This window comes from Pseudoalteromonas sp. 4NS20-0020 (assembly GCF_057554385.1).
Genome location: NZ_BAAJMI010000004.1, coordinates 22867 through 47641, shown reverse-complemented (window position 1 = coordinate 47641; position 24775 = coordinate 22867). Strand labels below are relative to the sequence as shown.

At 39.8% G+C, this 24775-nt stretch carries 20 protein-coding genes; 12 read left to right on the top strand and 8 right to left on the bottom strand.

What is annotated here, in order from left to right:
• The first annotated feature begins 8 nt into the window (after positions 1-8).
• Both AC27JL_RS10730 and AC27JL_RS10725 read left to right on the top strand, forming a co-directional pair.
• Positions 9-1973 carry a response regulator gene (locus AC27JL_RS10730; RefSeq protein WP_058430250.1) on the top strand — a complete coding sequence of 655 codons (1965 nt, stop codon included), beginning with the start codon at positions 9-11 and terminating at the stop codon, positions 1971-1973.
• A gap of 19 nt (positions 1974-1992) precedes the next feature.
• Positions 1993-2607: a fumarylacetoacetate hydrolase family protein gene (locus AC27JL_RS10725; RefSeq protein WP_203986196.1), complete on the top strand. Its 615-nt coding sequence runs from the start codon at positions 1993-1995 to the stop codon at positions 2605-2607.
• Here AC27JL_RS10725 and AC27JL_RS10720 read toward each other — a convergent pair.
• The 3 genes from AC27JL_RS10720 to AC27JL_RS10710 all read right to left on the bottom strand — a co-directional run bounded on the left by AC27JL_RS10720 (position 2564) and on the right by AC27JL_RS10710 (position 5114).
• Positions 2564-3487, bottom strand: coding sequence for an ABC transporter substrate-binding protein (locus AC27JL_RS10720; protein ID WP_203986199.1), 924 nt, complete (start codon positions 3485-3487; stop codon positions 2564-2566). The two genes, AC27JL_RS10725 and AC27JL_RS10720, sit on opposite strands and share 44 nt — an antisense overlap.
• Before the next feature lie 130 nt (positions 3488-3617).
• On the bottom strand, positions 3618-4670 hold the full coding sequence (locus tag AC27JL_RS10715) for an aldo/keto reductase (RefSeq protein ID WP_203986201.1): 1053 nt from the start codon (positions 4668-4670) through the stop codon (positions 3618-3620).
• A gap of 9 nt (positions 4671-4679) precedes the next feature.
• Positions 4680-5114, bottom strand: coding sequence for an acyl-CoA thioesterase (locus tag AC27JL_RS10710; protein WP_006793666.1), 435 nt, complete (start codon positions 5112-5114; stop codon positions 4680-4682).
• A 144-nt stretch (positions 5115-5258) separates the two neighbouring features.
• Between AC27JL_RS10710 and AC27JL_RS10705 the strand changes: the two genes are divergently transcribed.
• The 3 genes from AC27JL_RS10705 (at position 5259) to AC27JL_RS10695 (ending at position 8213) form a co-directional block, all read left to right on the top strand.
• Positions 5259-5435 carry a hypothetical protein gene (locus tag AC27JL_RS10705; protein WP_006793665.1) on the top strand — a complete coding sequence of 59 codons (177 nt, stop codon included), beginning with the start codon at positions 5259-5261 and terminating at the stop codon, positions 5433-5435.
• Between the two features lie 73 nt (positions 5436-5508).
• A complete protein-coding gene (gene dinB, locus AC27JL_RS10700; protein ID WP_203986210.1) occupies positions 5509-6561 on the top strand; it encodes a DNA polymerase IV in 1053 nt (350 codons plus the stop codon).
• 116 nt (positions 6562-6677) lie between these two features.
• A complete protein-coding gene (locus AC27JL_RS10695; RefSeq protein WP_203986214.1) occupies positions 6678-8213 on the top strand; it encodes a M17 family metallopeptidase in 1536 nt (511 codons plus the stop codon).
• A 51-nt stretch (positions 8214-8264) separates the two neighbouring features.
• Here the strand turns inward: AC27JL_RS10695 and AC27JL_RS10690 are convergent, their stop codons facing one another.
• Positions 8265-9902, bottom strand: coding sequence for a methyl-accepting chemotaxis protein (locus tag AC27JL_RS10690; protein WP_487195610.1), 1638 nt, complete (start codon positions 9900-9902; stop codon positions 8265-8267).
• 200 nt (positions 9903-10102) lie between these two features.
• Positions 10103-12328, bottom strand: coding sequence for a S9 family peptidase (locus AC27JL_RS10685; RefSeq protein WP_006794284.1), 2226 nt, complete (start codon positions 12326-12328; stop codon positions 10103-10105).
• 113 nt (positions 12329-12441) lie between these two features.
• On the opposite strand from AC27JL_RS10685, the gene AC27JL_RS10680 reads away from it, so the two are divergent.
• Both AC27JL_RS10680 and AC27JL_RS10675 read left to right on the top strand, forming a co-directional pair.
• Positions 12442-12840: an HIT domain-containing protein gene (locus AC27JL_RS10680; RefSeq protein ID WP_203986219.1), complete on the top strand. Its 399-nt coding sequence runs from the start codon at positions 12442-12444 to the stop codon at positions 12838-12840.
• 32 nt (positions 12841-12872) lie between these two features.
• Complete coding sequence (locus AC27JL_RS10675) at positions 12873-13400, top strand: protein tyrosine phosphatase family protein (RefSeq protein WP_487195609.1); 528 nt, start codon at positions 12873-12875, stop codon at positions 13398-13400.
• A gap of 46 nt (positions 13401-13446) precedes the next feature.
• Here the strand turns inward: AC27JL_RS10675 and AC27JL_RS10670 are convergent, their stop codons facing one another.
• Positions 13447-15135: a dipeptidyl-peptidase 3 family protein gene (locus AC27JL_RS10670; RefSeq protein ID WP_138740797.1), complete on the bottom strand. Its 1689-nt coding sequence runs from the start codon at positions 15133-15135 to the stop codon at positions 13447-13449.
• Positions 15136-15424: 289 nt separating this feature from the next.
• On the opposite strand from AC27JL_RS10670, the gene AC27JL_RS10665 reads away from it, so the two are divergent.
• Complete coding sequence (locus tag AC27JL_RS10665) at positions 15425-16264, top strand: HDOD domain-containing protein (RefSeq protein WP_006794280.1); 840 nt, start codon at positions 15425-15427, stop codon at positions 16262-16264.
• Between the two features lie 71 nt (positions 16265-16335).
• On the opposite strand, the gene rdgC is transcribed toward AC27JL_RS10665, so the two are convergent.
• The gene (gene rdgC, locus AC27JL_RS10660) at positions 16336-17253 is read right to left on the bottom strand and encodes a recombination-associated protein RdgC (protein WP_006794279.1); all 918 of its coding nucleotides are present in this window, start codon (positions 17251-17253) and stop codon (positions 16336-16338) included.
• A gap of 84 nt (positions 17254-17337) precedes the next feature.
• The gene (locus tag AC27JL_RS10655; protein WP_010557802.1) at positions 17338-19104 is read right to left on the bottom strand and encodes an ATP-binding protein; all 1767 of its coding nucleotides are present in this window, start codon (positions 19102-19104) and stop codon (positions 17338-17340) included.
• Positions 19105-19490: 386 nt separating this feature from the next.
• Between AC27JL_RS10655 and AC27JL_RS10650 the strand changes: the two genes are divergently transcribed.
• The 4 genes from AC27JL_RS10650 (at position 19491) to thrC (ending at position 24742) form a co-directional block, all read left to right on the top strand.
• Positions 19491-19856 carry a response regulator gene (locus tag AC27JL_RS10650; RefSeq protein ID WP_006794277.1) on the top strand — a complete coding sequence of 122 codons (366 nt, stop codon included), beginning with the start codon at positions 19491-19493 and terminating at the stop codon, positions 19854-19856.
• Between the two features lie 228 nt (positions 19857-20084).
• Positions 20085-22502, top strand: a complete 2418-nt coding sequence (gene thrA, locus AC27JL_RS10645) for a bifunctional aspartate kinase/homoserine dehydrogenase I (protein ID WP_487195608.1) — start codon at positions 20085-20087, stop codon at positions 22500-22502.
• Between the two features lie 9 nt (positions 22503-22511).
• Positions 22512-23447 (top strand): homoserine kinase, encoded by a 936-nt coding sequence (gene thrB, locus AC27JL_RS10640; protein WP_487195607.1) that lies wholly within the window; start codon positions 22512-22514, stop codon positions 23445-23447.
• Between the two features lie 11 nt (positions 23448-23458).
• Positions 23459-24742, top strand: a complete 1284-nt coding sequence (gene thrC / locus AC27JL_RS10635) for a threonine synthase (RefSeq protein ID WP_487195606.1) — start codon at positions 23459-23461, stop codon at positions 24740-24742.
• Positions 24743-24775: the final 33 nt, after the last annotated feature.

The following is a 24775-nucleotide window of genomic DNA, read 5'->3' as shown; positions in this document are numbered from 1 at the left end:
GAGATTGTATGTTAGATAAAGTGACTCAGTTGCTACTTGTAGAAGACGATGAAGATGATTACATACTCACCTGCGACTATTTGGAGCAATTAGACTCACATACGTTTAACGTTCAATGGGTAAGCTCTCCAGAGCAAGCAATAGAAACGCTAAGTAAAAACGAGCACGATATTTGTTTGCTTGATTACCGCCTTGGGGCATCTAATGGGCTCGATGTTTTAAAAGAAGCGATAGCTAATGGCTTTAGCGGGCCTATTATTATGCTTACGGGGCAATCGGATGATGAACTAGATTCTGCGGCACTTGACGCTGGAGCTGTTGATTACTTGATTAAAGGAGAAATGAGCTCAAGCCGTTTTGCCCGTGCAATTCGTTACGCCCTTGCCCGAAAAGATGTTGAGGGTGAGCGCGTAGAACGTTTAAAAGCGGAAGCTGAAAACCGCTCAAAAGACCGTTTTTTAGCGCATTTAAGCCACGAGTTACGTACACCGCTTTCATCAATTTTAGGTTACACAGAATTGTTAATGCAAAGCGACTTTAGTCAACAAGCCGAAAACGAGTTAGGGGTTATTTACAGAAATGGTAAACACTTACTTAGCCTGCTTAATGACGTATTAGACTTATCAAAAATAGCCGCAGATAAACTAGAGCTCACACCCAGTGAAGTAAACCTCGATAGCATGCTTGCAGATGTATACACGTTAATGCGTGTATCAGTGCTTGATAAAGGGTTAGCACTTAAGTTTGAATCAGACCAAGCGCTCCCGCTAGTTGCCCGCCTTGATGCGACGCGTGTTCGTCAAATACTAATAAATTTAATTAATAACGCCGTTAAGTTTACAGATAAAGGCGAGATAGTTGTTAAGGCTTGGACGCAGCATGTTGACGGCACAGAGATGCTCTTTTTTAGCATTAAAGATTCAGGAATGGGGATTGCCCCCGAAAAGCAACAGCTTATTTTTAAACCATTTGAACAAATAGCCGATGTAGAGTCGCGTTCAGTTGGCGGTGCAGGTTTGGGCTTGGCAATATGTGCCGAGCTATTGTCTCGTATGCAAGGTAATATAAGTTTGCATTCAGAAATAGGCAAAGGGTCGACCTTTACTATTTCGGTATACCCAGGTGACATAAGTGATGTTGAGCGACAAGTGCTCAACTTTAGCAGTGCCCCACAGTTACAAAGTAAATTAACACCCAGTAAAGTCCACGGGCGAGTACTGGTTGTTGATGATTTGCGCGATTTACGAATGCTGGTAGGGCATATGATCAGTAGCTGCGGCGCGCGAGTAGACTATGCAGAGCATGGCCAGCAAGCGCTTGAAAAAGTGCGTATAGCCGACGCCTATAAAGCGCCATACGATATTATTTTTATTGATATTCATATGCCAATAATGGGTGGTAAAGAAGCAACCATTGAGCTTAGAAAAATGGGCTACAAAGGGCCAATAATTGCGCTTACAGCTGCCACAATGAAAGGAATACATGAAGAGCTTGCAGCACTAGGTTTTAATGACGTAATACCAAAACCAGTTGACAGCAGTGCGTTATATCAATGCCTTCAGGATTACTTAGTTTCGCCTGAAAATGCGCCTCAGGCAAAAGATATTCAAGTTAAAGCGCTAAGTGAAAAAAGGCAGCGCTTTTTATTGGTAGAAGATGATGACGATGCTGCACAAATAACCCAGTTGCTTTTAGAAAGCTTAGGAGTAGAGACGGTTATAGCGTCAAGCTGTGCGCAGTGTTTGCAAATACTTAACCACGATCAGCAATTTGATAAAGTATTGTTAGATATGCATTTACCAGATGGCAGCGGAATTGACTTAGGTGAGCAGGTTAACGAGCGATACCCTGAGTTGCGATTAGTTATTGTGAGTGGTGCGGAACCTGATCCAAAAGAGATAAAAGATTTAAATATTGATCGTGTTTTATTAAAACCTATTAATTTAGGCTTATTAGAAACACTTATAAGTTAAAGCGTGAGGTTTAAATTATATGCAGTTTATAACACTAGACTCTGAAAGATTAACGCCTTCAAAAATCGTCTGCGTTGGCAGGAATTATACAGCCCACATTGCAGAGTTAAATAACGAAACTCCCGATGAAATGGTGTTATTTAATAAACCTAACAGCGCAATTACACACACTCTAAGAGCCCAGCATAATGGCGATGTTTTGCACTACGAGACAGAGTTATGCTTTGTAGTAAAAAACAGAAAATTTGTAGGTGTTGGTCTTGGGCTTGATTTAACAAAACGCACCGTACAAAGTAAACTAAAAAATAAAGGATTACCATGGGAGCGCGCAAAGGCGTTTGATGGCTCAGTTGTTTTTAGTGAGTTTGTTGCATTAAGTGGCAGCGTACATGACTTTAAATTTGAATTAAAAATTAACGGCGCCGTTATTCAGCAAGGCGATACTCACTTCATGCTAAGTAAACCCGATGCTATTTTACAAGAAATCAGCGAGTTTATGAGCTTAGACGATGGTGACGTAGTCATGACTGGTACGCCTTCAGGTGTTGGTGAAGTGGCTGAAAACAGTACTTTTTCTGTTGCTCTGTACGCTAATGAACAGTGTTTGATTGAGCATCAGTGGCAGGTAGCTTAAAGTTAATAACCTGCTGTTGATAGTGTTTGTTGAAGTCAGCAAAACTAGGGTTTAAAAAAGCATGCTGACTTTTTATGTACTCAGGTGACTGTAAAATGGTTGTTTTTAATGCATTGTTAATCCTTTTTATTGCTTGAGTTGCAAAGTTATTTTTTGCTTTTACAGCACAGCCCACTGCACCTCGTATAAAGCCATCTTCCTCTTCAGCCAAAGGGATACTGGTTATGTTATTAAACCTTCCTTGTTTATTAAAGTAGTCAGCCATAAATGGGTAATCAATAGAGTAGTCTAAAAAGCCACGGCTTAAGCGCGCAATCACGGCTTGGCTTTCGTTTTCGCTACTCCAGCTAAATGACGAGCTATTATTAAGTTTTGTATTGCTAATAATTGTGTTTATTCTATTTGAAAATTTGCGTGCCGCGGCTTGGCCGTAAATGTAGTTTTGATCGGCTAATAAATTAATTAAATTAATTGGTAAGCCGTGTTTTTTTGTTAATTTTGGGGCTAATTCTGTGGTTGTTAATACGGAGAATGGCGGGTAGACAGTGGTTGGGTTTGATAGTTTGAGTATGTGATTATTTTGTTTTTTATAAATAACACATGGAAAGCATACATTTTTACCTTCATTTAAATATTTATTTATACGCTGCTGTGGCACAACTAGCCGTGTATGCTTTACATCAGTAATTGTGTTAATTAGTTGCTCTGTTAAGTTGTCACAAAGCCCACCTTGTGGCGCTTTATCGCTTTTAGTTATGTGAAAAGGGGGGGTGTAGCTTTGTAGCCAAATTATTTCTTTAATGGGCTCTGCTTGCTTAGTTTTACCAAGTGCTGTGAACGATGAAAATAACAAACTAATTATTAATACGCGTTTTACCATTGCATAAACTTTCTTTAAAAAGTAATACTTTTAGTATAGATAGTAATTAACAATAATAAACAATCATTTTTTATTAGTTAAAAAAAGCAGGTAGTGATTTACCTGCTTTTATACTTTTAAAAAACTAAAGTTAGTAAGGCATAGGATAGTTTTTGAAAATAGTCCCTATGCTCGTTAAGGTTTCTTCATTCAAAGTGATATTAAAAGCGTCTATGTCTTCTTTTAACTGCGCCATAGTTGTGGCGCCAATTATAGAAGACGTTACTCCATCTACCTGATTACACCACGCAAGAGCAAGTTGTGCTGGCGTCATATTGTTTGCATGAGCAAGCTCTGCATATAGCTTTGTTGCTTGTTGGGCATTAGGGGTATCTCTAAAAATACCATTACGTTGTGCGAAGCTCCACCGCGAGCCTTTTGGACGAGCACCCTCTAGATATTTACCTGTTAGCAAACCGGCTGCTAAAGGTGACCAAGGCAGGTAAGCAATATCTTCATGTACACATTGCTCAATCAAATAAGGCCAATCTTTAGCATGAGCTAAGCTAAATTCATTTTGAATCGACACCATGCGTGGCAAGTTGTGCTCTTTTGCCAAACTTACAAACTGGCTAATCCCCCAAGGTGTGTCATCAGACAGTCCGCAATGTTTAATTTTGCCCGCTTTAACACAGTCGTTAAGGCCTTCTAAAATATCAAGCATGCCAGCTTGGTGAGCTTGTGTATCTACATCACTAAATTTAAGTATTCCTGGCCACTGCCTTGCAAAGTGGGGTGTTGAACGATTAGGCCAATGTAATTGGTACAAATCAATATAATCGGTTTGCAAGCGCTTAAGGGAATTATCAACCGCCTCTATAACTGCTTGGCGGGTTATATCGCCACCCTCTCGTACCCACGATAGGCCGTTACCCGCTACTTTTGTTGCCAGTACTATGTCGCTTCGTTTTTGTTGATTACGAGAAAGCCAGTCGCCAATAATTTGCTCTGTTTTACCGTAGGTTTCAGGCGAGGGAGGTACGGCATACATTTCAGCTGTATCAATAAAATTTACGCCACGCTCTAATGCATAGGCTATTTGATCGTCTGCGTCGCGTTGAGTGTTTTGAACGCCCCAAGTCATACTGCCTAGACCGACTCTTGAAACGTTAACCCCGCTGCTACCAAGTGGGCTGTATTGCATAGGAATTCCTTATGACTCGTCTTGTGCGTATTTTAGTAAGGCTGATAAAAGTGGTTCTGTAATTGGGGCTTTTGCACCCGTTTTAAAATCAAACATCACTACTTTTGATGTGCCCGTGGTGGTTATCGCACTTTGTGCGTGACTAAATACACTGTAATTCATTACAAATCGGTCGGTTTTAATATCTGAAATAGTGACCCCAACAGTTAGAGTGTCGGGAAAGGTAACGGGGCGCTTATAGCGAATAGTATTTTCACTTATAACAGGGCCAACTCCACCGGGTTTAATGGTGTCGAATAAGTTTAGTTTATTTAAAAAGTCTATTCGGGCTATTTCAAAATAACGCAGGTATACCACGTTGTTAACGTGCTGAAGGGCATCCATGTCGGCCCATGCTACAGTGATGTCGGTATGAATAGGGTGATTATCTTTGAACCTTTGCATGTACTTATAGCTCTTAACTTTAAAGCACTTAGATTATCAATATGAACTAGTGAGCTCAAGGGAATTTATAATTAGGTGGTTTTAAAAACTTTGTAACCAATTGATTTTGGTATACAGTTAAAAAACACACACAGGAGCACACACATGCAAAATATAATTAATTGGTTATTAGCTAGTTTAGTTTTTATAGCGTCGTTTACCTGTTATGCAATGGGTAACGCCTCTGGTGCTATTATTCTTATTTTGGCAGGGTTCTTTTTTGAAGTTTTGCTTTGGCTACGAAGTATGAAAGAGCAAGAAAGCACTAAACGTCTTTTTTAATTGCCACTGAGCTTGATTATAAATAGGGATTACATAATAATGACTGTATAAATAAACAGTCTTTATTGTGGTGATGAAAAAGTTTATACACATAGATATGGACTGCTTTTATGCGGCGGTAGAAATGCGAGACAACCCAAAGCTCGCAAATGTACCGCTTGCTATTGGCGGCAACAGTCGGCGTGGCGTGCTATCTACCGCCAACTATATAGCCAGAGAGTTTGGCGTGCGCTCTGCGATGTCTAATTACCATGCTAAGCAATTATGTCCCGACTTGGTTATTGTGCCCGGACGTATGGCTGTTTATAAAGAAATATCGAGCCAAATACGCGAAGTGTTTAGTCGTTACACCCACCTTGTAGAGCCACTTTCTCTTGACGAAGCCTACCTTGATGTTACTGACAGCCAAGCATGTAAAGGCAGTGCGACACTCATTGCTAAGCAAATAAGAGCTGATATATATAACGCAACAGGGCTAACTGCTTCTGCTGGTGTGGCCCCAGTTAAATTTATTGCCAAGATAGCCAGTGATGAAAATAAGCCAAATGGCCAATTTGTTGTACTGCCTAATGAGGTTGACCCATTTTTAGAACAGCTGCCGCTAGGAAAAATTCCCGGTGTGGGTAAAGTGACACTAGAGAGATTAAATCTTAAAGGGCTTTATACAGGGAAAGATGTGCGTGGAAAAGGGGTGAACTGGATGCAGCAACACGTTGGTAATTTTGGTGTGTCGCTTTATCAAAAATGTGCGGGAGAATACATTGGTAGCGTTTCAACCGAGCGAATACGTAAGTCTTTAAGTGTTGAGCATACCTACGAATACAATAAAACCAGTCTGCAAGAATGCTTGGATCAGATCCCTAGCTTAATAGATGAATTAACGCGTAGGCTTGATAAGCAACAATTACAAAATCGTATTAATAAATTAAGTGTAAAAGTGAAGTTTGCTAATTTTGTGGTGACCTCAGCCGATCAGGCTTATCATCAATTAAATACTGAAATTTTTGTTCAGTTACTTACTAAAGCGTATCAACGTGGTTTGCAGCAACCTGTTAGGTTATTAGGCATTGGCGTCGGTATTAAAAGCCAGCCTGAGCATAATTTACAATTGAGTATTTTGGATTGATGCGTGACGCATTTACAAAGCGTTTTAGATAAATTAAACGCTTATCGCATCTTACTGGTCTTCAATATACAAATCGACGATAATAAAGGTCTATGTTTTTAACAGGATCTGTATTTATGGCATACCCTAAAGCTGTGTTAGCCCAATTAACAAGCGCTAGTCTTGAATGTGCATCACATGACGCACTGATCATCATAAGTGATGACTTTTCTAAATTACCTAATAACTCTCTTCGCGATGCCGTTTTAGCTCAGTCAAAAATTGATGCGCGCATTGGCAAGCAGGTAACCTTACTTGTTATTGAAAATAAGCGTGTAATTTTAGCGCCAACGGGGCCGCTAAATAGAGACTACGACGATGTTCGTCGTTATTTTGATGCCGCTAAACTGGCAATCAATGAAGCCAAGTTATCAGGTAGTGTTAATCCAGCATTGTTTTTACCAAGTTTGTCAGGCGATAGCCGTTATCAGCATGCGTTAGAAGTTTCATTTTTAGGTATGTGCCAAGCACTTTGGCAGCCTTTAGAAGCGCGTGAGTACCACGGCGAAAAGATTGAGCCGATAGCCACTATTGGGCTAATTAATGCCAGTTCACAAACAGTTAAAGCTGTTAATGCTATTGCGGCTGGGCAGTATGCTGCTCGTGATTTATGTGGTACCGAGCCTGAGCGCATGGCGCCACCTCGCTTTGCTGATTACTGTGTTGATTTATTTAAAGGCACAAATATAGCCGTTGATGTAATAGACGATATTACGGCTATTGATAAAAATTACCCTATGTTAAGTACTGTTGCGCGTGCATCTTATGCGGTTGAGCGTCATCATCCACGAGTTGTTAAGCTTGAGTATGTGCCTGAGGGCGAAGTTACCCGTACTCTTATGTTTGTTGGTAAAGGCCTAGTTTACGATACCGGCGGTGCAGATCTAAAAGTGGGTGGTTATATGGCGGGTATGAGCCGTGACAAAGGCGGTGCTGCCTCGGTTGCAGGGTTTATGAAAGCCGTGGCTGACTACCAACCAGAAGGTGTGAAGGTTATTGCTTACCTAGCGGTTGTGCGTAATTCAATTGGGTCTGACTGTTTTGTACCTGATGAGATAATTACAAGCCGTGAAGGTGTGCGCGTGCGTATTGGTAACACGGATGCTGAAGGGCGCTTGGCAATGGGTGATCTACTAAGCGAAATGAAAGATTTAGCTAAAACAGAGGTTAACCCTACATTATTTACTGTTGCAACGCTTACAGGTCATGCCGCACGAGCAATGGGTCCTTATGGTGCCTATGTAGAAAATGGCCCAGCAAGGCTTGCTAAAGTTTCGCGCCAAATTGCTGATTGTGGCGATTTATGGGCTGATGGTGCAGAAGTATCGCGATCGCGCCGTGAAGATTACGACTTTATTAAGCCTCGTACCTTGGCGGATGATGTGCTTTCAAGTAACAACGCAGCTTCTGCAGTAACGGCACGTGGTCACCAATTCCCTATGGCGTTTTTAGCTGTTGTTGGCGGGTTAGACAAGCACGGAACAGACTCTACACAGCCGTTGCCATACGTGCATATGGATATTGCCGGTAGTGGTGTTGAAGGTGGTGATTGGCAACATGGCAAACCAACAGCCGCATCTGTTGCTAGTTTATTTGCCTGTTACTGCTTATAAACAGTTAACTATTTAAATGAAAAAGCCCTGTTCAACAGGGCTTTTTTTTACTTAGTTTAATTTGAATCGATTAACAATAGATGAAAGTTCGGTACTACTTTGTTTGAGCTTGTCACTGGCGCTATTGAGTTGCTTGGTATTATCTAACGATTGCTCAGTTGATTGAGATAAATCGTTTATGCGCAGGTTCACTTCATCTGCAGCTTGAGTTTGCTGCTCTGTTGCACGTGCAATTTGGCTGTTCATTTCAGTGATAACAGATACGAGTCGTTCAATTTCATTGAGTGAGTTATTAGCAGAGGATGCCTGTTCAACGGTTGATACAGAAAGCGTTTGGCTGGCTTTAACTGCGTCTACAGCCGCCCGGGTACCTTCTTGTAGTTTACTGATCATTGATTGAATTTCGTCAGTGCTTTGTCCTGTTCTACTGGCAAGCGTACGTACTTCATCGGCAACGACTGCAAAACCCCGACCATGCTCACCAGCACGTGCGGCTTCAATCGCAGCATTAAGCGCGAGTAGGTTTGTTTGTTCAGAAATACTTCTAATTACATCCAGTACAGAGCCTATGTTCTGACTTTCATTTGCTAAGTCTTCTGTTACACGACTTACTGTCTCGATGTTTGCCGAGAGTGTTTCTATGGCGGTAATTGTTTCTGCGACTACATGTTTACCCGTTAAAGCGTTATGTGCTGCATCATTAGCGGCTTGCTCTGCGGCTTCTGCGTTGCTGCTCACATCATGTATTTGATGGGTCATTTGCTCCATTGCCGCTGCAACTTGTGTCGAGCTGTCGTTTTGTAGCTCTATGAATGATTGGCTAGTTTTTGTTGAGTCATCAACTGTGTGTGCGTGTTCGTTAACATCGTTTGCGCTTTGCGACACATGTACTAACGATTCACGCATTTTTGAAACAAATAAATTAAATGAATGCGATAGCTTCGAAATTTCATCGTTACCTTCTTCATTTAAAGTGCGGGTTAAGTCGCCTTCACCCTGCGAAATATCTTTCATCATGTTGGCGGCAAGTCGTGTTGGTAGTAATACACTACGCCCTATAAAGTAACTAAACACAATAACAGCTATGATCATCACTACGGCGTTTAAAATAATAAGGTTACGTTGAGACGAAAAAGCAGCATCTATGGTATCTAAATATACACCTGAGCCAATTATCCACTGCCATTGGTTAAACCCTTTTACAAAGGCAACTTTATCAACGGGTTGTTCTTCACCGGGTTTTGGCCACTTGTAAGGAATAAAGCCTTCGCCATCTTTTTTAGTAATATTAACCATTTCAACAAACAACGCTTTACCGTCTGGATCTTTATTGTTAGTTAAATCTTTACCTTCAAGGGCGGGTTTTATTGGGTGCATTACCATTTCTGGTTGGTAGTTGTTTATCCAAAAATAATTAGTTTTGTCATAGCGTAAAGCACGAATTGCATTCATTGCTTGCGTTTGTGCCTGCTGCTGTGTGAGTGTGTTGTTTTGTTCAAGTGTGTGAAAGTGTTCAATAATACTATAAGCGGTTTCCACTACATTTTGTGTTTTTAGGTATTGTTCGTATTTAAGGGCTTTATATTGGTTGTTTAAGCTAGAAACACTCAATACAATCAAGCCAAAAATAACAATGCCAACCAACATAGCAAAACGCTGAAAAATACTAAAACGTCGAAGATTAAGCATGTGCGTATCCTTTAATTATTTGCACAAAAAAGTGCACCAAATAAGTTTAGTAAAAATATGGGTTTAATCTAGGGCTAGTTTATATTTCGAGGTTAAATTTAAAGCTGTATTTGGGGCATTTAACTAAGGCTGAGTTTAAGACTCTTTTTAAATAAAAAAGGCTGATTAAAAATCAGCCTTAATAAGTTAGTTACTGTTTGTTATTTAACATCAAAATGACGGTTAAAGAAATTTGTAATAGTTTGGTGTAAATGTGTTTGAACTTGCTTACCGCGCAAGCTATGTTTTGAACCTGGGTAGGTCATCATTTCAAACTGTTTTTCACTGTCTTGTAGTTGTTTAAATAGTTTAGTTGCATGAGTAAACAATACATTGTCGTCTGCCATACCGTGATAAATCATTAGTGGTCCCTTAAGACCATCGGTATATGGAAATACTGCGCTAGCTTCATAACCTTTTGCATTTGTATCAGGGTGACCTAAATAACGCTCTGTGTAATGAGTGTCGTATAATGCCCAATCAGTTACCGGAGCACCTGATACACCGGCAGTAAAGTAGTCACCAGCTTTAAACATGGTCATAAGCGCCATATAGCCACCGTAGCTATGGCCGTAAATACCAATGCGTTTAGCATCTACGTAGTCAAGTGTACGTAAAAATTCAACGCCTTTAATTTGGTCGCTTACTTCAACGTCACCTAGGTTTTTGTATATCGCGTCTTCAAACTTTTTACCACGGTTGTACGAACCACGGTTATCAAGTTGAAAAATTACATAACCTTGCTGCGCCATATATTGAAAGTATAAATTTTTACTGCGCCAGCTGTTTGTAACGCGTTGAGCATGCGGGCCGCCGTATACGTTAACAATGACTGGGTGCTTTTTACCCGCACTCATATTAGTTGGTTTGAATAAGCGGTAATGCATTATTTGTCCATCGTCGGCTTTTAACGTGCCGTACTCAGGTGTTGCTAAATTGCTCAAATAAGGTGTAAGTGGGTGGCTGTTATCTAGCTTGTTTTCTTCAAGCCAAGTAATAAATTCGCCGTTAACTTTACGCAGTGCTGCCGACTTAGGCTTATTAACAGAAGAACTTGTGTCAATAAAGGTTTTATTATCTTTTGCTAGCACTACGTTGTGGTACTGGCCTTCTTCAGTAATTCGTTTAGAGTCACCTTTTTTAAATAAAGGTGCGCTATATAAGTGGCTTTCAAGTGGTGTGTCTTTTCTGCCAGCAAAGTACACAATGCCTTTTTTCTCATCAATGCCTTTTAGGCTATCAACAGCCCAGTCACCCGATGTAATTTGACGAACTAATTGTCCATTTGTGCGGTAAAGATAAAGGTGTTTAAACCCATCACGCTCAGAAGCCCACACAAAGTGTTTTTTGTCTTTTAAAAAAACGAGGTCAAAATGTAGGTTGATCCATGTATCGCTGTTTTCGGTTAGGGCTACTTTTTGCTGTTTAGACTCAGAGTCATAAAAGCGAAGTTCGAGTGTTTGTTGCGAACGGTTTTGCCACTGGTAAGAAAGTGTTTTGCTGTCTTTTAACCATTTAGCGCGTGCAATGTAAATATCTTCGTCTTTACCTAAATCAATCCAATCAACATGTTGGTTGTTTAATTTAACCACACCGAGTTGAATTTTAACGTTGTCGGTACCGGTAAATGGATAACGTTGATTAAATAGCTTTACTTCGTCAGCGTATATTTCGTTGCGAATAGCTTCTTTAACAGGTGACTCATCAACACGTGTATAAGCAATTTTAGTTTCATCGCCCGACCACCAGTAGCCAGTCATGCGGCTCATTTCTTCTTGCGCTACAAATTCGGCCATACCATTTTTAATAACGCCGCCACCGTCTTGGCTTAATTGAATTTCTTTACCTGAATTAAGAGCTAACGCGTATAGGTTTTGTTCGCGTATAAACGATACATAGTTTCCTTTTGGCGAAAAGCGTGCATCGGTTTCAAATGCATCTGTGTTAGTTAGCTTTTTACTTTTAGCTGAGGCTAAGTCGTAGTAGTACAGATCGCCATTAAGCGGAAATAAAAGTGCTTTGCCATCGGTTGACCATGTGTATTCTAGAATACCTTTGCCAAAAATACGTTGGCGTTCGCGGCGTGCTTTTTCTTCGTCTGATAGGTTTTCAGGGCCAGAAAATAATTCGGCTGAATCGACCAATACACGATTAGTGTTATCTTCTAAGTTGTATTCCCACAAATCGTAGCGGTTGTAGTCGTCAGTTTTACCCTGTAGGTAAGTTACACGGCTTCCATCTGGCGAAAATTTAAGTTGAACGGGAGATTTGCCTGAGAGGCTTGGATCATCAAAAATGCGCTCTAGCGATAAAGGTTTTGCTTGAACACTGATAGCGCCCACAATCAGTGGTACAGCGAGTGAGAGGTGTTTTATTTTTTTTAGCACAAGGTTACCTTAGCTCAGTATAAATATTATTTTGAATGGTAAAGCCAAGCGTGTGCAACTGCAACTAAATGCTATAAAGTAGCAATTATTAAAGATTAACAAGGAAAAACACAATGACAGATAGCGACTTTGAACTGGCCGTTGAACTTAAACGAGATTGTATAGAGTTAGCCGATTGGCCACTGTGCAAGGTGCTTTTATTAAACGATAGCCTATACCCGTGGTTTGTATTAGTGCCAAGGCAAGCTGGTTTAAAAGAAATAATCGACTTATCTGAAGACGATCAAGTGGTGTATTTAAAAGAGTCTGCAAAACTAAGTAAGTTACTTATTGAGGTTTTTAACCCAGATAAATTAAACGTCGCGGCTTTGGGGAATATGGTGCCGCAATTACACATTCATCATATTGCACGATTTAAAACTGATAAGGCGTGGCCTGCGCCAATATGGGGTAAGTTTGCGGCGGTCCCTTACACTGAAGAGCAAATAGAAAAAATAAAAACACGTTTTTAAAAGCGAAAACATTTACACAAGTGAGGATTAATATGAAATTACTTAAAACCCTGAGTACTAGCTTATTTATTATTGCGCTATCGGGCGGTTATGTTACAGCTACTGAGCCGCTAAATAATACTGAGGTTGTAAAAAAGGCAGATATTAAGAACTTTGCTGCTCATAGCAACCTTGTGTACTCGGCTGCGCAGCCGAGTAAAGAGCAATTAAAGCAATTGTCTAAAGCAGATGTGAAGCACGTTATAAATTTACGTGGAGCAAATGAACAAGATTGGGATGAAGGCGAGTTTGTTCAGGCGCTTGGTATGGATTATCACGCATTACCTATTTCTGGCGCGCAAGATATTACAGTAGAAAATGCCCGCAACTTAGCCAGTTTACTTAAAAAGTTAAACGGTGAGCCAGTTTTGGTTCATTGTGCAAGTAGTAATCGGGTCGGTGCTTTAGTCGCTATATCAGCCTATGAAGACGGATTAAGCGTTGACGAAGCACTCGAAAAAGGAAGACGTTGGGGGATGAAAAGCCTTGGATCTAAAGTACGTGATGTTATAAGCAAATAAAAATAAAGGCGTTACAAGGTTAACTGTAACGCCTTTTTAGTTTTAGTTAGTTAAGACCAAGTACGTCTTTACCTTGTTTAAAGGTCACATCTACAGGGATGTTTGCTTGGCTTAGTTTTTCTAAATCTTTGGTTAGAGACTCTTTAATATCACCATGGGTTGCAATCAGCTGGTCGACTTTTTGGTAATCGCCGTCACCTTGCAAAGTTAAAATTAGACGAGAAAGCTTCGCCATAGCAATACTCATTTTTTCCATATTGACGCGGTAGAAGCCTTCTTCATTTTTAGAAAATGCTCCTTCTTGTGCAAAAAAGTTAAAGCGAATCATATTCGCTTTACCGTGTGCACTTGACGCGCCAAAGCGCACTGAGCGGAAAATACCGGCCATAAAAGTAATGTAGTAATCTTCAATGGTTCCTTCGCTGATCTCGCCTTTATTTAATAATTGCTCAACCATGTATAAGCCTAAAATGTCGGCTTTACCTTCTTCAAGTGCGCTTGCGTGCTCTTGTAATGATTGGCGAACCGTTCCTTTACCCGTAATCGTATTTTTAATGCCTAAACCATGCGCTACTTCATGGAACATTGTGTTTGCAAAAAAAGCATCAAAGGTAATGTGCTTTCGTTGTTCAGGCACGATTAACTGCTCTGAAATAGGCACTAAAATTTTATCAAATTTAGCGCGCATAGCATTTTTAAGTTGTAGGCGGCGCGTGCCTTTTTCTAACTGTACCTGTTCATCGTTAGGTAAGTTGATTGCAATGGTTTTGCTGCCTGCATTTGAATGACCTGCATAATAAACAACGTCGTAGGCATTTAAGTCAGCATCTGAACCAGGTACTTCGTGTTTGTATTTGTCATCAACAGGTAAACCTTTTTGAAGTTCAGGCAAAAAGGCTGCAAACTTAGCAAGACGTTCACTCCACTTTAAATCTTTGATTAATACATAAGATTCATAGGCAGTACGATACCCAAATAGTTGATCTTCGTACGTTTCAATTGGTCCAATAACAACATCAATGGGGTTGTTTTTCATGTCCATCCAGGCAAAATCAGAAACCTGAAAGTCATCTTTTTGCAGCGCGTCCGCACGAAGATTTAAGTAATTTGCAAATTCTTTATTGTCGGCAAGTTTGCTGGCTTGGCGAAGAAGGTCGGCTGCCTTAGCAAGTTCTGTTGCGTACTCTTTTGAATAAGGTACGCTGTAAAGCTTACCTTGTTCGTCGCGTTTGATAATTGAGTATAGGCCTGTTTTGTCTTCTACGTCCGCGTTATTAAGCTCTTCTTTAGTTATATCCGCTGGGTAAAACTGTGCACCTAGTGGCTTTTCTTTATAGCCTGAAAGAAACGTTTCATCGCCATTTAAACGATCCCACGGGCCGTAGTTTATGTCAGCAAATTTGCGAATTTGTTGATCGGTTAGCTTTGCTAAAAATGTTTCTTTATCTTCACCAAATGCTTGTTTCCAAAATAAGGCATCCATTATTTTTGATGCATCTATAAGGATGGCAATCATTGCTTTTTGATTGTCACTTAAGTGTGATAAATCGCTTTGTAAGCTAAAGTCGGTGTATATATTTAAGCGTTGTTCATCAACATTAATAAGCTCAGGCCCCATTACTTTTACGGGTGTTTGCGATGTGGTCTCGGCAGGTGACGAAGGTTTATCTGAACACGCACTCAGAAAAACAACACCAGAGAGTAAAATGGCTTGGCTAATTTTATTTAAGATCATTATTTTGCCTATTTAAAAGTTAATTTAATGATAAGTAGATGCTTGTTGGGAGGCTCGTTGACGGCACGCTACTATATTGTGCCAGCATTAAAGCAAACCTGAACAGTAAATAGCAAGTATTAGGCGGTGTATGGGCAATAGTGTCGTTGAAAATGAGAGACAGAAATAAAGTTATAAAATTTTCTTAACTTTAACGGTAAGTTAGGCAATACTGATTGTAAGTTCATTATTATAAAAATTAACTGTTGTAGCGTGTAGTAATATTACAACTAAAAAGGATGACTGCTTTATGTCTACAGAGAATGCATTATTAACAATATTAGTTGATAGAATAAATAACGATACGCTTGTATTACCTACACTCCCTGAGGTTGCGATTAAAGTTCGCCAAGCTGCAGACGATCCTGAAGTTAATTTGATGCAAATGTCGGAAGTTATTTCACAAGACCCTTCGTTATCTGCTCGTATGATCAAAGTGGCTAATAGTGCAATCATGGGACGTGCGGTTAAGGTATCTACCTTACATCAAGCAGTCACCCGTATTGGATTGCGCCAAATTAAAAATATAGCGACAGCGATGGCAATGGAACAACTATTTGTTTCTAACAACGACCTTATTAAAGGCTATATGGGTAAGGCGTGGCAAAAAACATTAACTGTGGCGAGTCATTCCATTACGCTAATGGAGTTTTACTTACAAAATAATAAACGTACCTCGTTAAATCGCGACTCAATTACCTTAGCTGCCTTAGTTTATAATATTGGTGTGCTGCCTATCTTAACTGAGGCTGAGCGTCACCCTGAAGTGTTTGCAAATCCTAGCTTCTTGGCACATGCCATTCAAAAACTAAGTGGTAAAATTGGCTCATCAATCATGGATGCGTGGGAATTTCCTGCAGAGTTCTCCGATGTAGCACTAAGTTGGGCAGATCCAAGCTATAAACCAGAACAAATAAGTTATGTAGATTTTATTCGAATTGGGGCTATTTTAGAGGGGACTTTACAGGTATCTGATAAATCAGCTGCTTTACAAACGTATATAGATAAAGGTGTTATTTCATCTATGCAGTTGTTCTCAAGCGATGAATACAATGAAATGCTTGCAGATGTAAAAGACATGTTTAGCTAATTAAGCCTTAAATTTAGCGCAATAAAAAAGCACGATTTAATCGTGCTTTTTTATTGCTATTAAACTTTCGGTTATGGATTGGCTAAATCATCTGCATCACCTAAACCTTGGGTTAGCTCTTCTAACAATTGTTTAATTTCTTCTGATGCTAAAATGAAGTCAGCATCAAGTTTTACTGCCATATCTTCTTTAGGTATGTCAGCGTTTTCTTCTTTCAGTGTATCTGAATAACTTAGACGTTTAATTGACCCATCATTTTGAAGCATGAATTTAACACGTTCTTGCCAATCAAGTGCAAGCTTAGTAACGCGTTTACCACTTTCAAGATGTGATTTAACTTCATCACATGACAAGTCATGGCCTTTTAATTTAACTTGCGCGCCACTATCATCAGCTTCTTCAAGTTCAGCGTCAGAACCAATTGCAAAGCCTTCAGGTGTGCTGAAGTTAGTTAGCCAATCGGTTAAAAATACATCAAGGTCATAATTTGCAAATGCAGGCACAACTGGAAGCGTACCTAACGATTTACGTAACAGTGCTAACAGCTCTTCAGCTTTATTAAAGCTTGCACTATTAACCACAACCCAACCGTTTTCTTGGTCAATAAATGCAAATTGTAAGCTCGACTTTTTAAATGCTTGCGGAAGTAGGGTGTGAAGAATATTTTCTTTAAGTTCGTCTTTTTCTTTCTTTTTAACGGGGCGGTTTTCTTCAGCTTCAATTTGATCAACTTTTTCGGCAACTAATTCGTTGATGACTGATGCGGGTAATACTTTTTCTTCGCGTTTAGCACACACTAAAATACTTTTTTGAGAGAAGTGAGAAAGTGCTTCGCTATGCTTTCCAAATGCTTTCGTCCAGCCAAACGTAGAGAGCTCTTGACCTGTGCAAGGACGAAATAGATCTTGTTCTAATGCTTTATCAAAGTCTTCTTGTGTGTACGAAACATCTTGTTTAAAGCGGTAACAAATAAGGTTACTAAACCACATAGGGGAGATAATCCATCTGAAAAATTTGCTCAATCATAGCAATAAAAGTCGCTCCTCGAAATGACTGATTAACGACTATTTGAATTAGCTTTGATTGAATATAGACAGAGGCTTAGCCATGTTTTTAGGAAATTGTATAAAATAGTGCAATCCTTGGCCAGGTTCGCTTGTCGCTTCAATTGAGCCGCTTAATGTCTGTTTAACTAAATTAAACATTATGTGAGTGCCCAAACCACTACCACCTTCATCTCGTTTTGTGGTGAAAAACGGATTGAATAATTTTTCCAGCTGCTCAGCGGTGACTCCGTTGCCGTTGTCTTTGTAGTTAATGGTTAGGTTGGTTTCGTCACTTGTGATGTTAATGTCCATAACACCATTGTCTTTACCTTCAAAACCATGAATAAGCGAATTAACGATGAGATTAGTAAATATTTGGCTTATGGCGCCGGCTGGCAAATTTAATACTAGGTCATCAGGGCATTGTAGATTAATAGTGTGCGATGTTTTTTTCAATTTAGGGTGAAGCGATCGAATTACTTCATTTACATAATCTTTAAAGTTTATGGTACGCACAGCTTCACTGGCTTGGTCTACAGCAATTTGCTTAAAACTTGCAATAAGGTCAGAGGCTCTATCTAAATTTGTTGTAAGCAAGCTTGTGCTTTGTTTGGCTTCGTTAATAAACTCTTCCAACGCCTTGGGCGAAAGTGTTTTTTCAGCATAGGCACTTTCTAACTTATTTAAACGCTCCTCTAAAAATGATACTGCAGTAACGCCGATGCCAATAGGCGTGTTTATGTCGTGTGTAATACCTGCAACGAGGCCGCCTAATGCCGCCATTTTTTCTGTACCAACGAGCCGCTCTTGAGCCAGTTTTAATTCATCAATATAGCGTTGAGATTCCGCTTGTTTGGTGATCAGTTCTTTTTCGGTACTGCGGCGAAGGTCTACCTCATCTGTTAATACTATTTTTTGTTTTTCTAATTCATATTTTTGCTGTTGTAATTCCATCATTGCTTGACTTAAGTTAGACGTTTTACGCGCAACATCCTGCTCTAATTGTATGTTATGTTGGTCTAACTTCTCGTTGCTAACAATTAATTTGTTTTGAGTTCGTTCAAGCTCTTTTCTGTACTGAACCACCTTATCGATTAAGTTATTAAACGAGTGTTCCATTACCTTAAGCTCATTGTGTTCTTCAGTTTCAATTTCGATGTGCTGCCCTTCTAGCTCATCGAGTTGCAGGTTTTCAATTTGTTCGGTGAGCTGATAAAGCGGGTCGGTAAGTAGCTTTCTAAAGGCCATTAAAAATAAAATAATTAAGAATGTAGTCTTAATCATGGCATTTCCAATCAAAAAGTAGATTGATACCATTATTCTGCTTAATACAACTTCTCGACTTGAAAATAACGTAACATCACCGACTTGGGTGGCTCGTCCTGAAAATTCGAATATGAGTGGAAATGTATAACCAAACAAGCCTGATTTAGAGTCTTCAAGCATGGCTTCTTCTTGGACAAGTTGCTGGCTATAGAGTTTATGAATATCTAAAGAGCGACCAAGCTGCGAAATAACTTCACCACTGTCATCACGCACTATGATCCCTTCTATCATGGGGATAGCGAGTAGCCCTTCTGCGGTGGTGATTGTTTGTTTTGTATTAAGCTCCCAAATAGCTCGTGTTAAGCTACGGCTGAAGGTTTTTTGTAAGGTTGCTAATTCATCTTTTATGTAATCTTTAGTGTTTAAATACTCAGCAAGCACCTGTCCGCATGTCACTACAAAGGTAAGCAAAAAATAGACCGATAACACACTGGTCAATAATCTTTTAGAAAGGCTTTTCTGTAGCATGAGAGGTCAACAATTCCTTGAGATATAATTAAGTATTTACACTACTATTTAAAATTTAGTCAATAAATGCTTAAAAACAAATAATAAATGATTTATTTTATGATAAATAAGGGCTGATTTTTGCTTTTGTTTGCCACATACTAACTGCTTAAGAGTGTTTGTATATTATTGATTAACTAGTTTTTGTTTGTTTTTTATACTTTCAAGTAATAATAAACTATCCCTTTTGGCTTGTTAAGTTTATTCAATAATAGATTGTTACAAAATGTGGACAAAAAGCCCAGGTATTATGTTGTAAATATAGGTACTATTGCACTGGGGTATGAGCTTACCAACGACAACCGCCCTTAACGACATTAATTATGCTTATTTAGTAGTTTTATAATATGAATTTTTCTATTTTAGTGTGTGATGACTCAACAGTTGCACGAAAACAAGTAATCAGATGTTTGCAACAGTGTATAGATGCAGATATTCAGCAAGCTACAAATGGCGCACAAGCTATTGAATTACTGAAAACTAACCGCTTTGATTTGCTATGCTTGGATTTAACTATGCCTGAGATTGACGGCGTTGGCGTTCTTGAATACATAAAAACAAACAAGATTGAGTGTTTTGTACTTGTGATTTCTGCTGATATACAAGAGAAAATGAAATTACGTGTAGCTCAGTTAGGTGCTATCGATTTTATTAATAAACCAATAGATAAAACAAGAATGGACAATATTTTGCATAAATTTGGCATTCATTAGGTTTTTTTATATCGAAAAAGGCTGTTTTATCTTTTAATTTGCACTTGACAGCATAGCCTTTGTTAAGGCAGTCTTACCCCATGAAAACAATTAATCGCGTACTGACCATTATTATTACAACCACCATTCTTTCTGGATAGTGGCATAGGTCGGTGCAACAAATTTAAAGGCCTGTGTTCACTCAGAACACAGGCCTTTTTTCGTTTTATGGGATGAGGAACATAAACAATGCGCGTTTTAAAATTTGGTGGATCATCACTTGCCGACTTTGCCTGCCTTGAGCAGGTAGCTCAATTAGTTAAAGCACAATTAAAAGATGAAATGCTTTTGGTATTATCGGCGCCCGGTGGAATGACCGACTCACTAGTTGCTCTAGCGAGTTCGGCAGAACAAGGCCAAGACTTTAGCTCTTTATGGGAGGCTTTAACGAGTCGTTGTAACGAGCTAAAAGCAGCCGTGGAAAAAGGGTATGGCCCAATTGACCACTGGCCAAATTTTGAAGAACTAAAAAGTAAGCTTGATGGTGTATCTTTAATTAAGTGCTGCCCCGATCAAGTGCGTGCGTTTGTTATAAGCTTTGGCGAACGAGTGAGTGTGTCGCTTATGCAGCGCTTATTAAACTCACATAAGGCGGTTTATTTAGAGGCGACAAGTTGCGTTGCATCAACAGGTGGTTTTATTGATGCTGAAGTTGATTTAGTTGCAAGTAAAGCGCATTTTCAAGCGGCATTAAAAGAAAAGCCAGCCACGATTTATATTATGCCCGGTTTTACAGCAAGCAACGATAAAGGCGAGCTTACAACATTGGGGCGCAATGGGTCTGATTACTCAGCGGCTATTGCAGCGGCGTGTTTAGAGGCAGATGTTTGCCAAATTTGGACTGATGTTGATGGTGTTTACAGCGCAGATCCTCGTTATATCAAAAAAGCCACTAAAGTTGACTTTTTGTCATACAAAGAGGCAATGGAACTTTCTTACTTTGGTGCTAAAGTACTTCACCCAAAAACTATTTTGCCTTGTGCCAAAGCGGGCGTGCCGTGTGAAATAAAAAATACGCATAACCCTGATGCCCAAGGGTCGCTAATCGGAAATGATTATTCATCAGACGAGCCCGTAAAAGCAATTTCAAGCCTGCAAGATTTAGCTATGCTGACTGTCTCGGGTCCAGGAATGAAAGGCAAAGTAGGCATGGCCTCTAAAGTTTTTAATGCGCTTGCCCACGATAACGTATCTATTGTGTTGATCACGCAATCGTCTTGTGAATTTAGCATTAGCTTTTGTGTACATGAGAGCGACTTAGCCCTTGCTTTAACTGCTTTACAAACAGCGTTTGAGCTTGAATCTCAAGCAGGTTTAATTGAGCCTGTTCAAGTACAGCGTAATTTAGCCATAGTAACGCTTGTGGGTGATAACATGCGCGCACACCGTGGTTTAGCCGCTAAGTTTTTTGCATCCCTTTCTCAAGCACAAGTAAACATTGTGGCAATTGCACAGGATTCTACTGAAAGTGCTATTTCAGCTGTGATTGACGGTGAGTTATGTAACGACGCAGTGAAAATATGCCATGAGAACTTTTTCACGCATGTACCTTCAATTGATGTGTTTTTACTAGGTTGTGGCTTAGTAGGGCAAGAACTGATATCTCAATTAGAGCGCCAACAAGCATGGCTTGAAAAGCGTAACATTAAACTTAATTTGTACGGCGTTGCTAACTCTCGTCAGTTACATCTTGATAGCGAGGGTATCGCCTTTAGTGATTGGCAGCAAAAATTAGCAGTATCAGAGCAGTCATTTGACCTAAAACTGGTTGAGCAATTTGTTAAGCAAAATCACTTAGTTAATCCTGTGCTGGTGGATTGTACATCGTCTGATGCACTTGCAGCGCAATATGTTGACTTTTTAAATGCGGGTTTTCATGTTGTTGCAGCCAATAAAAAGGCAACAACTAGCTCATATACGTATTATCAAGATTTAATTGCTGCTACACAAAAAAATAACCGCAAGTTTTTATACGAAACAAACGTAGGTGCAGGCCTTCCTGTTATCGATAATTTGCAGTCTTTATTTGGTGCAGGAGATGAATTACTTGAATTTAGCGGTATTTTATCGGGCTCATTGTCATACATGTTCGGTGCTTTGCAAGATGGTTTATCACTGTCAGAGGCAACCATTAAAGCAAAAGAAAGTGGTTTTACAGAGCCAGATCCTCGTGATGATTTATCGGGAACTGATGTTGCGCGTAAGTTGTTAATTATTGCGCGTGAAGCCGGTATGAAATTAGAGCTAACCGACATTGAAGTAGAGTCGGTATTACCACAAGGGTTTGCCGAAGGAGACAGTATTGATGAGTTTATGGCAAAATTACCTAGCTTAGACGCTGACTTTAACGCACGTATTGAGCAAGCGGCAAGTGAAGGGAAAGTTCTTCGTTACGTTGGCACAATTAAAGAAGGCCACTGTAAAGTAGGTATTGAGGCGGTTGATTCATCACATGCGCTTAATGTTATTCGCGATGGTGAAAATGCGCTTGCAATTTTAAGTCAATACTACCAACCACGTCCTTTTGTAATTCGTGGTTACGGCGCTGGCTCTGAAGTAACTGCTGCAGGTGTATTTGCAGACGTTTTAAAAACATTATCGCGCTAGGAGTCGAAAATGATTGAAGTATATGCGCCTGCATCTATTGGTAATTTTGCAGTTGGATTTGATGCGCTAGGTGCTGCTCTTGCGCCAATTGATGGTAGTTTATTGGGGGATGTAGCACTTGTTAGCGCAGCCCCTTGTGATGAGTTTGTTTGTTCAGGCGAATATGCTCATAAATTACCAAGCGATGCGAAAGAGAACTTAGCTTATCAGTGTCTAGTGCACTTTAGAGCTCATGTCGCACCAGATATGCCAACGGTAAAGCTAGAGCTTAAAAAAAACCTGCCAATTGGTTCTGGGTTAGGATCGAGCGCTTGTTCGGTGGTTGCTACATTTGCAGCGCTTGATAAATTTGCAAAAACACAGTTAAGTCAAGTACAGCTAATTGAGTTGATGGCAGATTTTGAAGCCGTTGTAAGTGGCGGACGCCATTACGATAACATTACGCCCTGTTATTTGGGCGGTTTGCAGCTAACTGGCGATTTAATTCCTAATAAATCTATAGAACTACCGGTTGATGAAAACTGGTATTACGTTGCGGCGTTTCCAGGCTTTTCACTTAATACGGCAAAAGCGCGTTCTGTTTTGCCAAAAGATCTTAGCATGCATGCAAGCGTTGAGTTTGCGCAGCGTTTATCATCTTTTAGTAGCTTGTTATTAACAGCACGTTTTGACGATGCATTAAGCATAATGAGAGACGAAATAGCAGAACCTTACCGTGCACCGCTTATTACTGGTTTTAGCGAGGCGAAAGCAAGTTTACCCGCACTTGGAGCTGAGGTAGTTAGTATTTCAGGCGCAGGACCTACCTTATTTACTGTATGTAAAACACTTGAAGCGGCCGAGCAATGCGCTAAATGGTTAAAAAATAATTATATAAATGAGCAAGGTTTTTGCCATATTTGTAAGTTAGATAACGACGGCACGCGTCAATTAAATGTTTTATAGGATTAGAAGTCATGCAATTACATAATTTAAAAGATAACTCACAAAAAGTGTCGTTCGTTGAAGCAGTAAAAACAGGACTTGGGCGTAACCAAGGTGTGTTTTTTCCTGAATCGTTAGCGCCTATGGCTGATGTTGACGCATTACTTGATATGGATTTTGTTACGCGCAGTAGCAAAATTTTATCACATTTAATTGGTGATGAGTTGCCAAGTAGCACTGTTGCCGACATGGTTAAAAATGCGTTTAATTTTCCTGTTAAGTTAGTCGAGGTAGAAGAAAACACCTATTGTTTGGAGCTATTTCATGGTCCTACGCTTGCCTTTAAAGATTTTGGTGGGCGCTTTATGGCTGAATGCTTAGCGCAGTTTAACCAAGGTGAAAAGGTGACTATTTTAACAGCAACATCAGGTGATACTGGTGCAGCGGTTGCACATGCATTTTACAATAAACCAAACATTGATGTGGTTATTCTTTATCCCAAAGGAAAAATTTCACTTGCTCAGCAAAAACTATTTACTACCTTAGGTGACAATATTCATTGTTACGCGGTTGATGGCAGTTTTGACGATTGCCAAGAACTTGTAAAAAAGTCGTTTTTAGATGGAGAAGTTAAATCTACACTTGGTTTAAATTCAGCAAATTCAATAAACATAAGCCGCTTAGTCGCTCAGGTGTGTTATTACTTCGAAGCGATTGCACAACTGCCAAAAGAAAAGCGTGCAACAGCGCATATTTCTGTACCAAGTGGTAACTTTGGTAATGTATGCGCTGCAATGATTGGCGCTGTAATAGGGTTGCCAGTTGGAAAGTTAAGTGCAACAACAAACCAAAACGACACCGTTCCTCGTTTTATACTTGATAAAAATTGGTTGCCTAATGCAACGCTTGAATCGCTTTCAAATGCGATGGACGTGAGTAAGCCAAATAACTGGCCACGTGTGCAAACTATGTTGGACAACAACTGGTTTAGTTACGACAACTTTTACTCAATTAGTGTTGACGAAGAAAACACTCAAACGGTGATGAAAAATATTCATCAAACAGGGTATGTTGCAGAGCCACATACAGCAATTGCCTACCAAGGTTTAGTCAATAACCGAGCTCCGGGTGCTGCGGGCATCTTTTTAGCAACTGCACATCCAGCTAAGTTTAAAGAAAGTGTAGAAGGTATACTAAATATTGAACTTGATATGCCAAAGCCATTGAGCGACGCATTGGCTAAACCATGTCTTGCAAGCGACATAAACGCCGATTACGACGCTTTGCGTACAGAAATACTGGCTAAGTTAGCTTAAATATTAAGTAAACACGAAAGCGGCTATGGCCGC

Coding starts and splice junctions, on each gene's coding strand:
- thrB (WP_487195607.1), top strand. CDS start 22,512: ATGATTGAAGTATATGCGCCTGCATCTATTGGTAATTTTGCAGTTGGA.
- thrC (WP_487195606.1), top strand. CDS start 23,459: ATGCAATTACATAATTTAAAAGATAACTCACAAAAAGTGTCGTTCGTT.
- dinB (WP_203986210.1), top strand. CDS start 5,509: ATGAAAAAGTTTATACACATAGATATGGACTGCTTTTATGCGGCGGTA.
- AC27JL_RS10720 (WP_203986199.1), bottom strand. CDS start 3,487: ATGGTAAAACGCGTATTAATAATTAGTTTGTTATTTTCATCGTTCACA.
- AC27JL_RS10675 (WP_487195609.1), top strand. CDS start 12,873: ATGAAATTACTTAAAACCCTGAGTACTAGCTTATTTATTATTGCGCTA.
- AC27JL_RS10680 (WP_203986219.1), top strand. CDS start 12,442: ATGACAGATAGCGACTTTGAACTGGCCGTTGAACTTAAACGAGATTGT.
- AC27JL_RS10710 (WP_006793666.1), bottom strand. CDS start 5,114: ATGCAAAGGTTCAAAGATAATCACCCTATTCATACCGACATCACTGTA.
- AC27JL_RS10665 (WP_006794280.1), top strand. CDS start 15,425: ATGTCTACAGAGAATGCATTATTAACAATATTAGTTGATAGAATAAAT.
- thrA (WP_487195608.1), top strand. CDS start 20,085: ATGCGCGTTTTAAAATTTGGTGGATCATCACTTGCCGACTTTGCCTGC.
- rdgC (WP_006794279.1), bottom strand. CDS start 17,253: ATGTGGTTTAGTAACCTTATTTGTTACCGCTTTAAACAAGATGTTTCG.
- AC27JL_RS10730 (WP_058430250.1), top strand. CDS start 9: ATGTTAGATAAAGTGACTCAGTTGCTACTTGTAGAAGACGATGAAGAT.
- AC27JL_RS10715 (WP_203986201.1), bottom strand. CDS start 4,670: ATGCAATACAGCCCACTTGGTAGCAGCGGGGTTAACGTTTCAAGAGTC.
- AC27JL_RS10690 (WP_487195610.1), bottom strand. CDS start 9,902: ATGCTTAATCTTCGACGTTTTAGTATTTTTCAGCGTTTTGCTATGTTG.
- AC27JL_RS10725 (WP_203986196.1), top strand. CDS start 1,993: ATGCAGTTTATAACACTAGACTCTGAAAGATTAACGCCTTCAAAAATC.
- AC27JL_RS10670 (WP_138740797.1), bottom strand. CDS start 15,135: ATGATCTTAAATAAAATTAGCCAAGCCATTTTACTCTCTGGTGTTGTT.
- AC27JL_RS10650 (WP_006794277.1), top strand. CDS start 19,491: ATGAATTTTTCTATTTTAGTGTGTGATGACTCAACAGTTGCACGAAAA.
- AC27JL_RS10655 (WP_010557802.1), bottom strand. CDS start 19,104: ATGCTACAGAAAAGCCTTTCTAAAAGATTATTGACCAGTGTGTTATCG.
- AC27JL_RS10705 (WP_006793665.1), top strand. CDS start 5,259: ATGCAAAATATAATTAATTGGTTATTAGCTAGTTTAGTTTTTATAGCG.
- AC27JL_RS10695 (WP_203986214.1), top strand. CDS start 6,678: ATGGCATACCCTAAAGCTGTGTTAGCCCAATTAACAAGCGCTAGTCTT.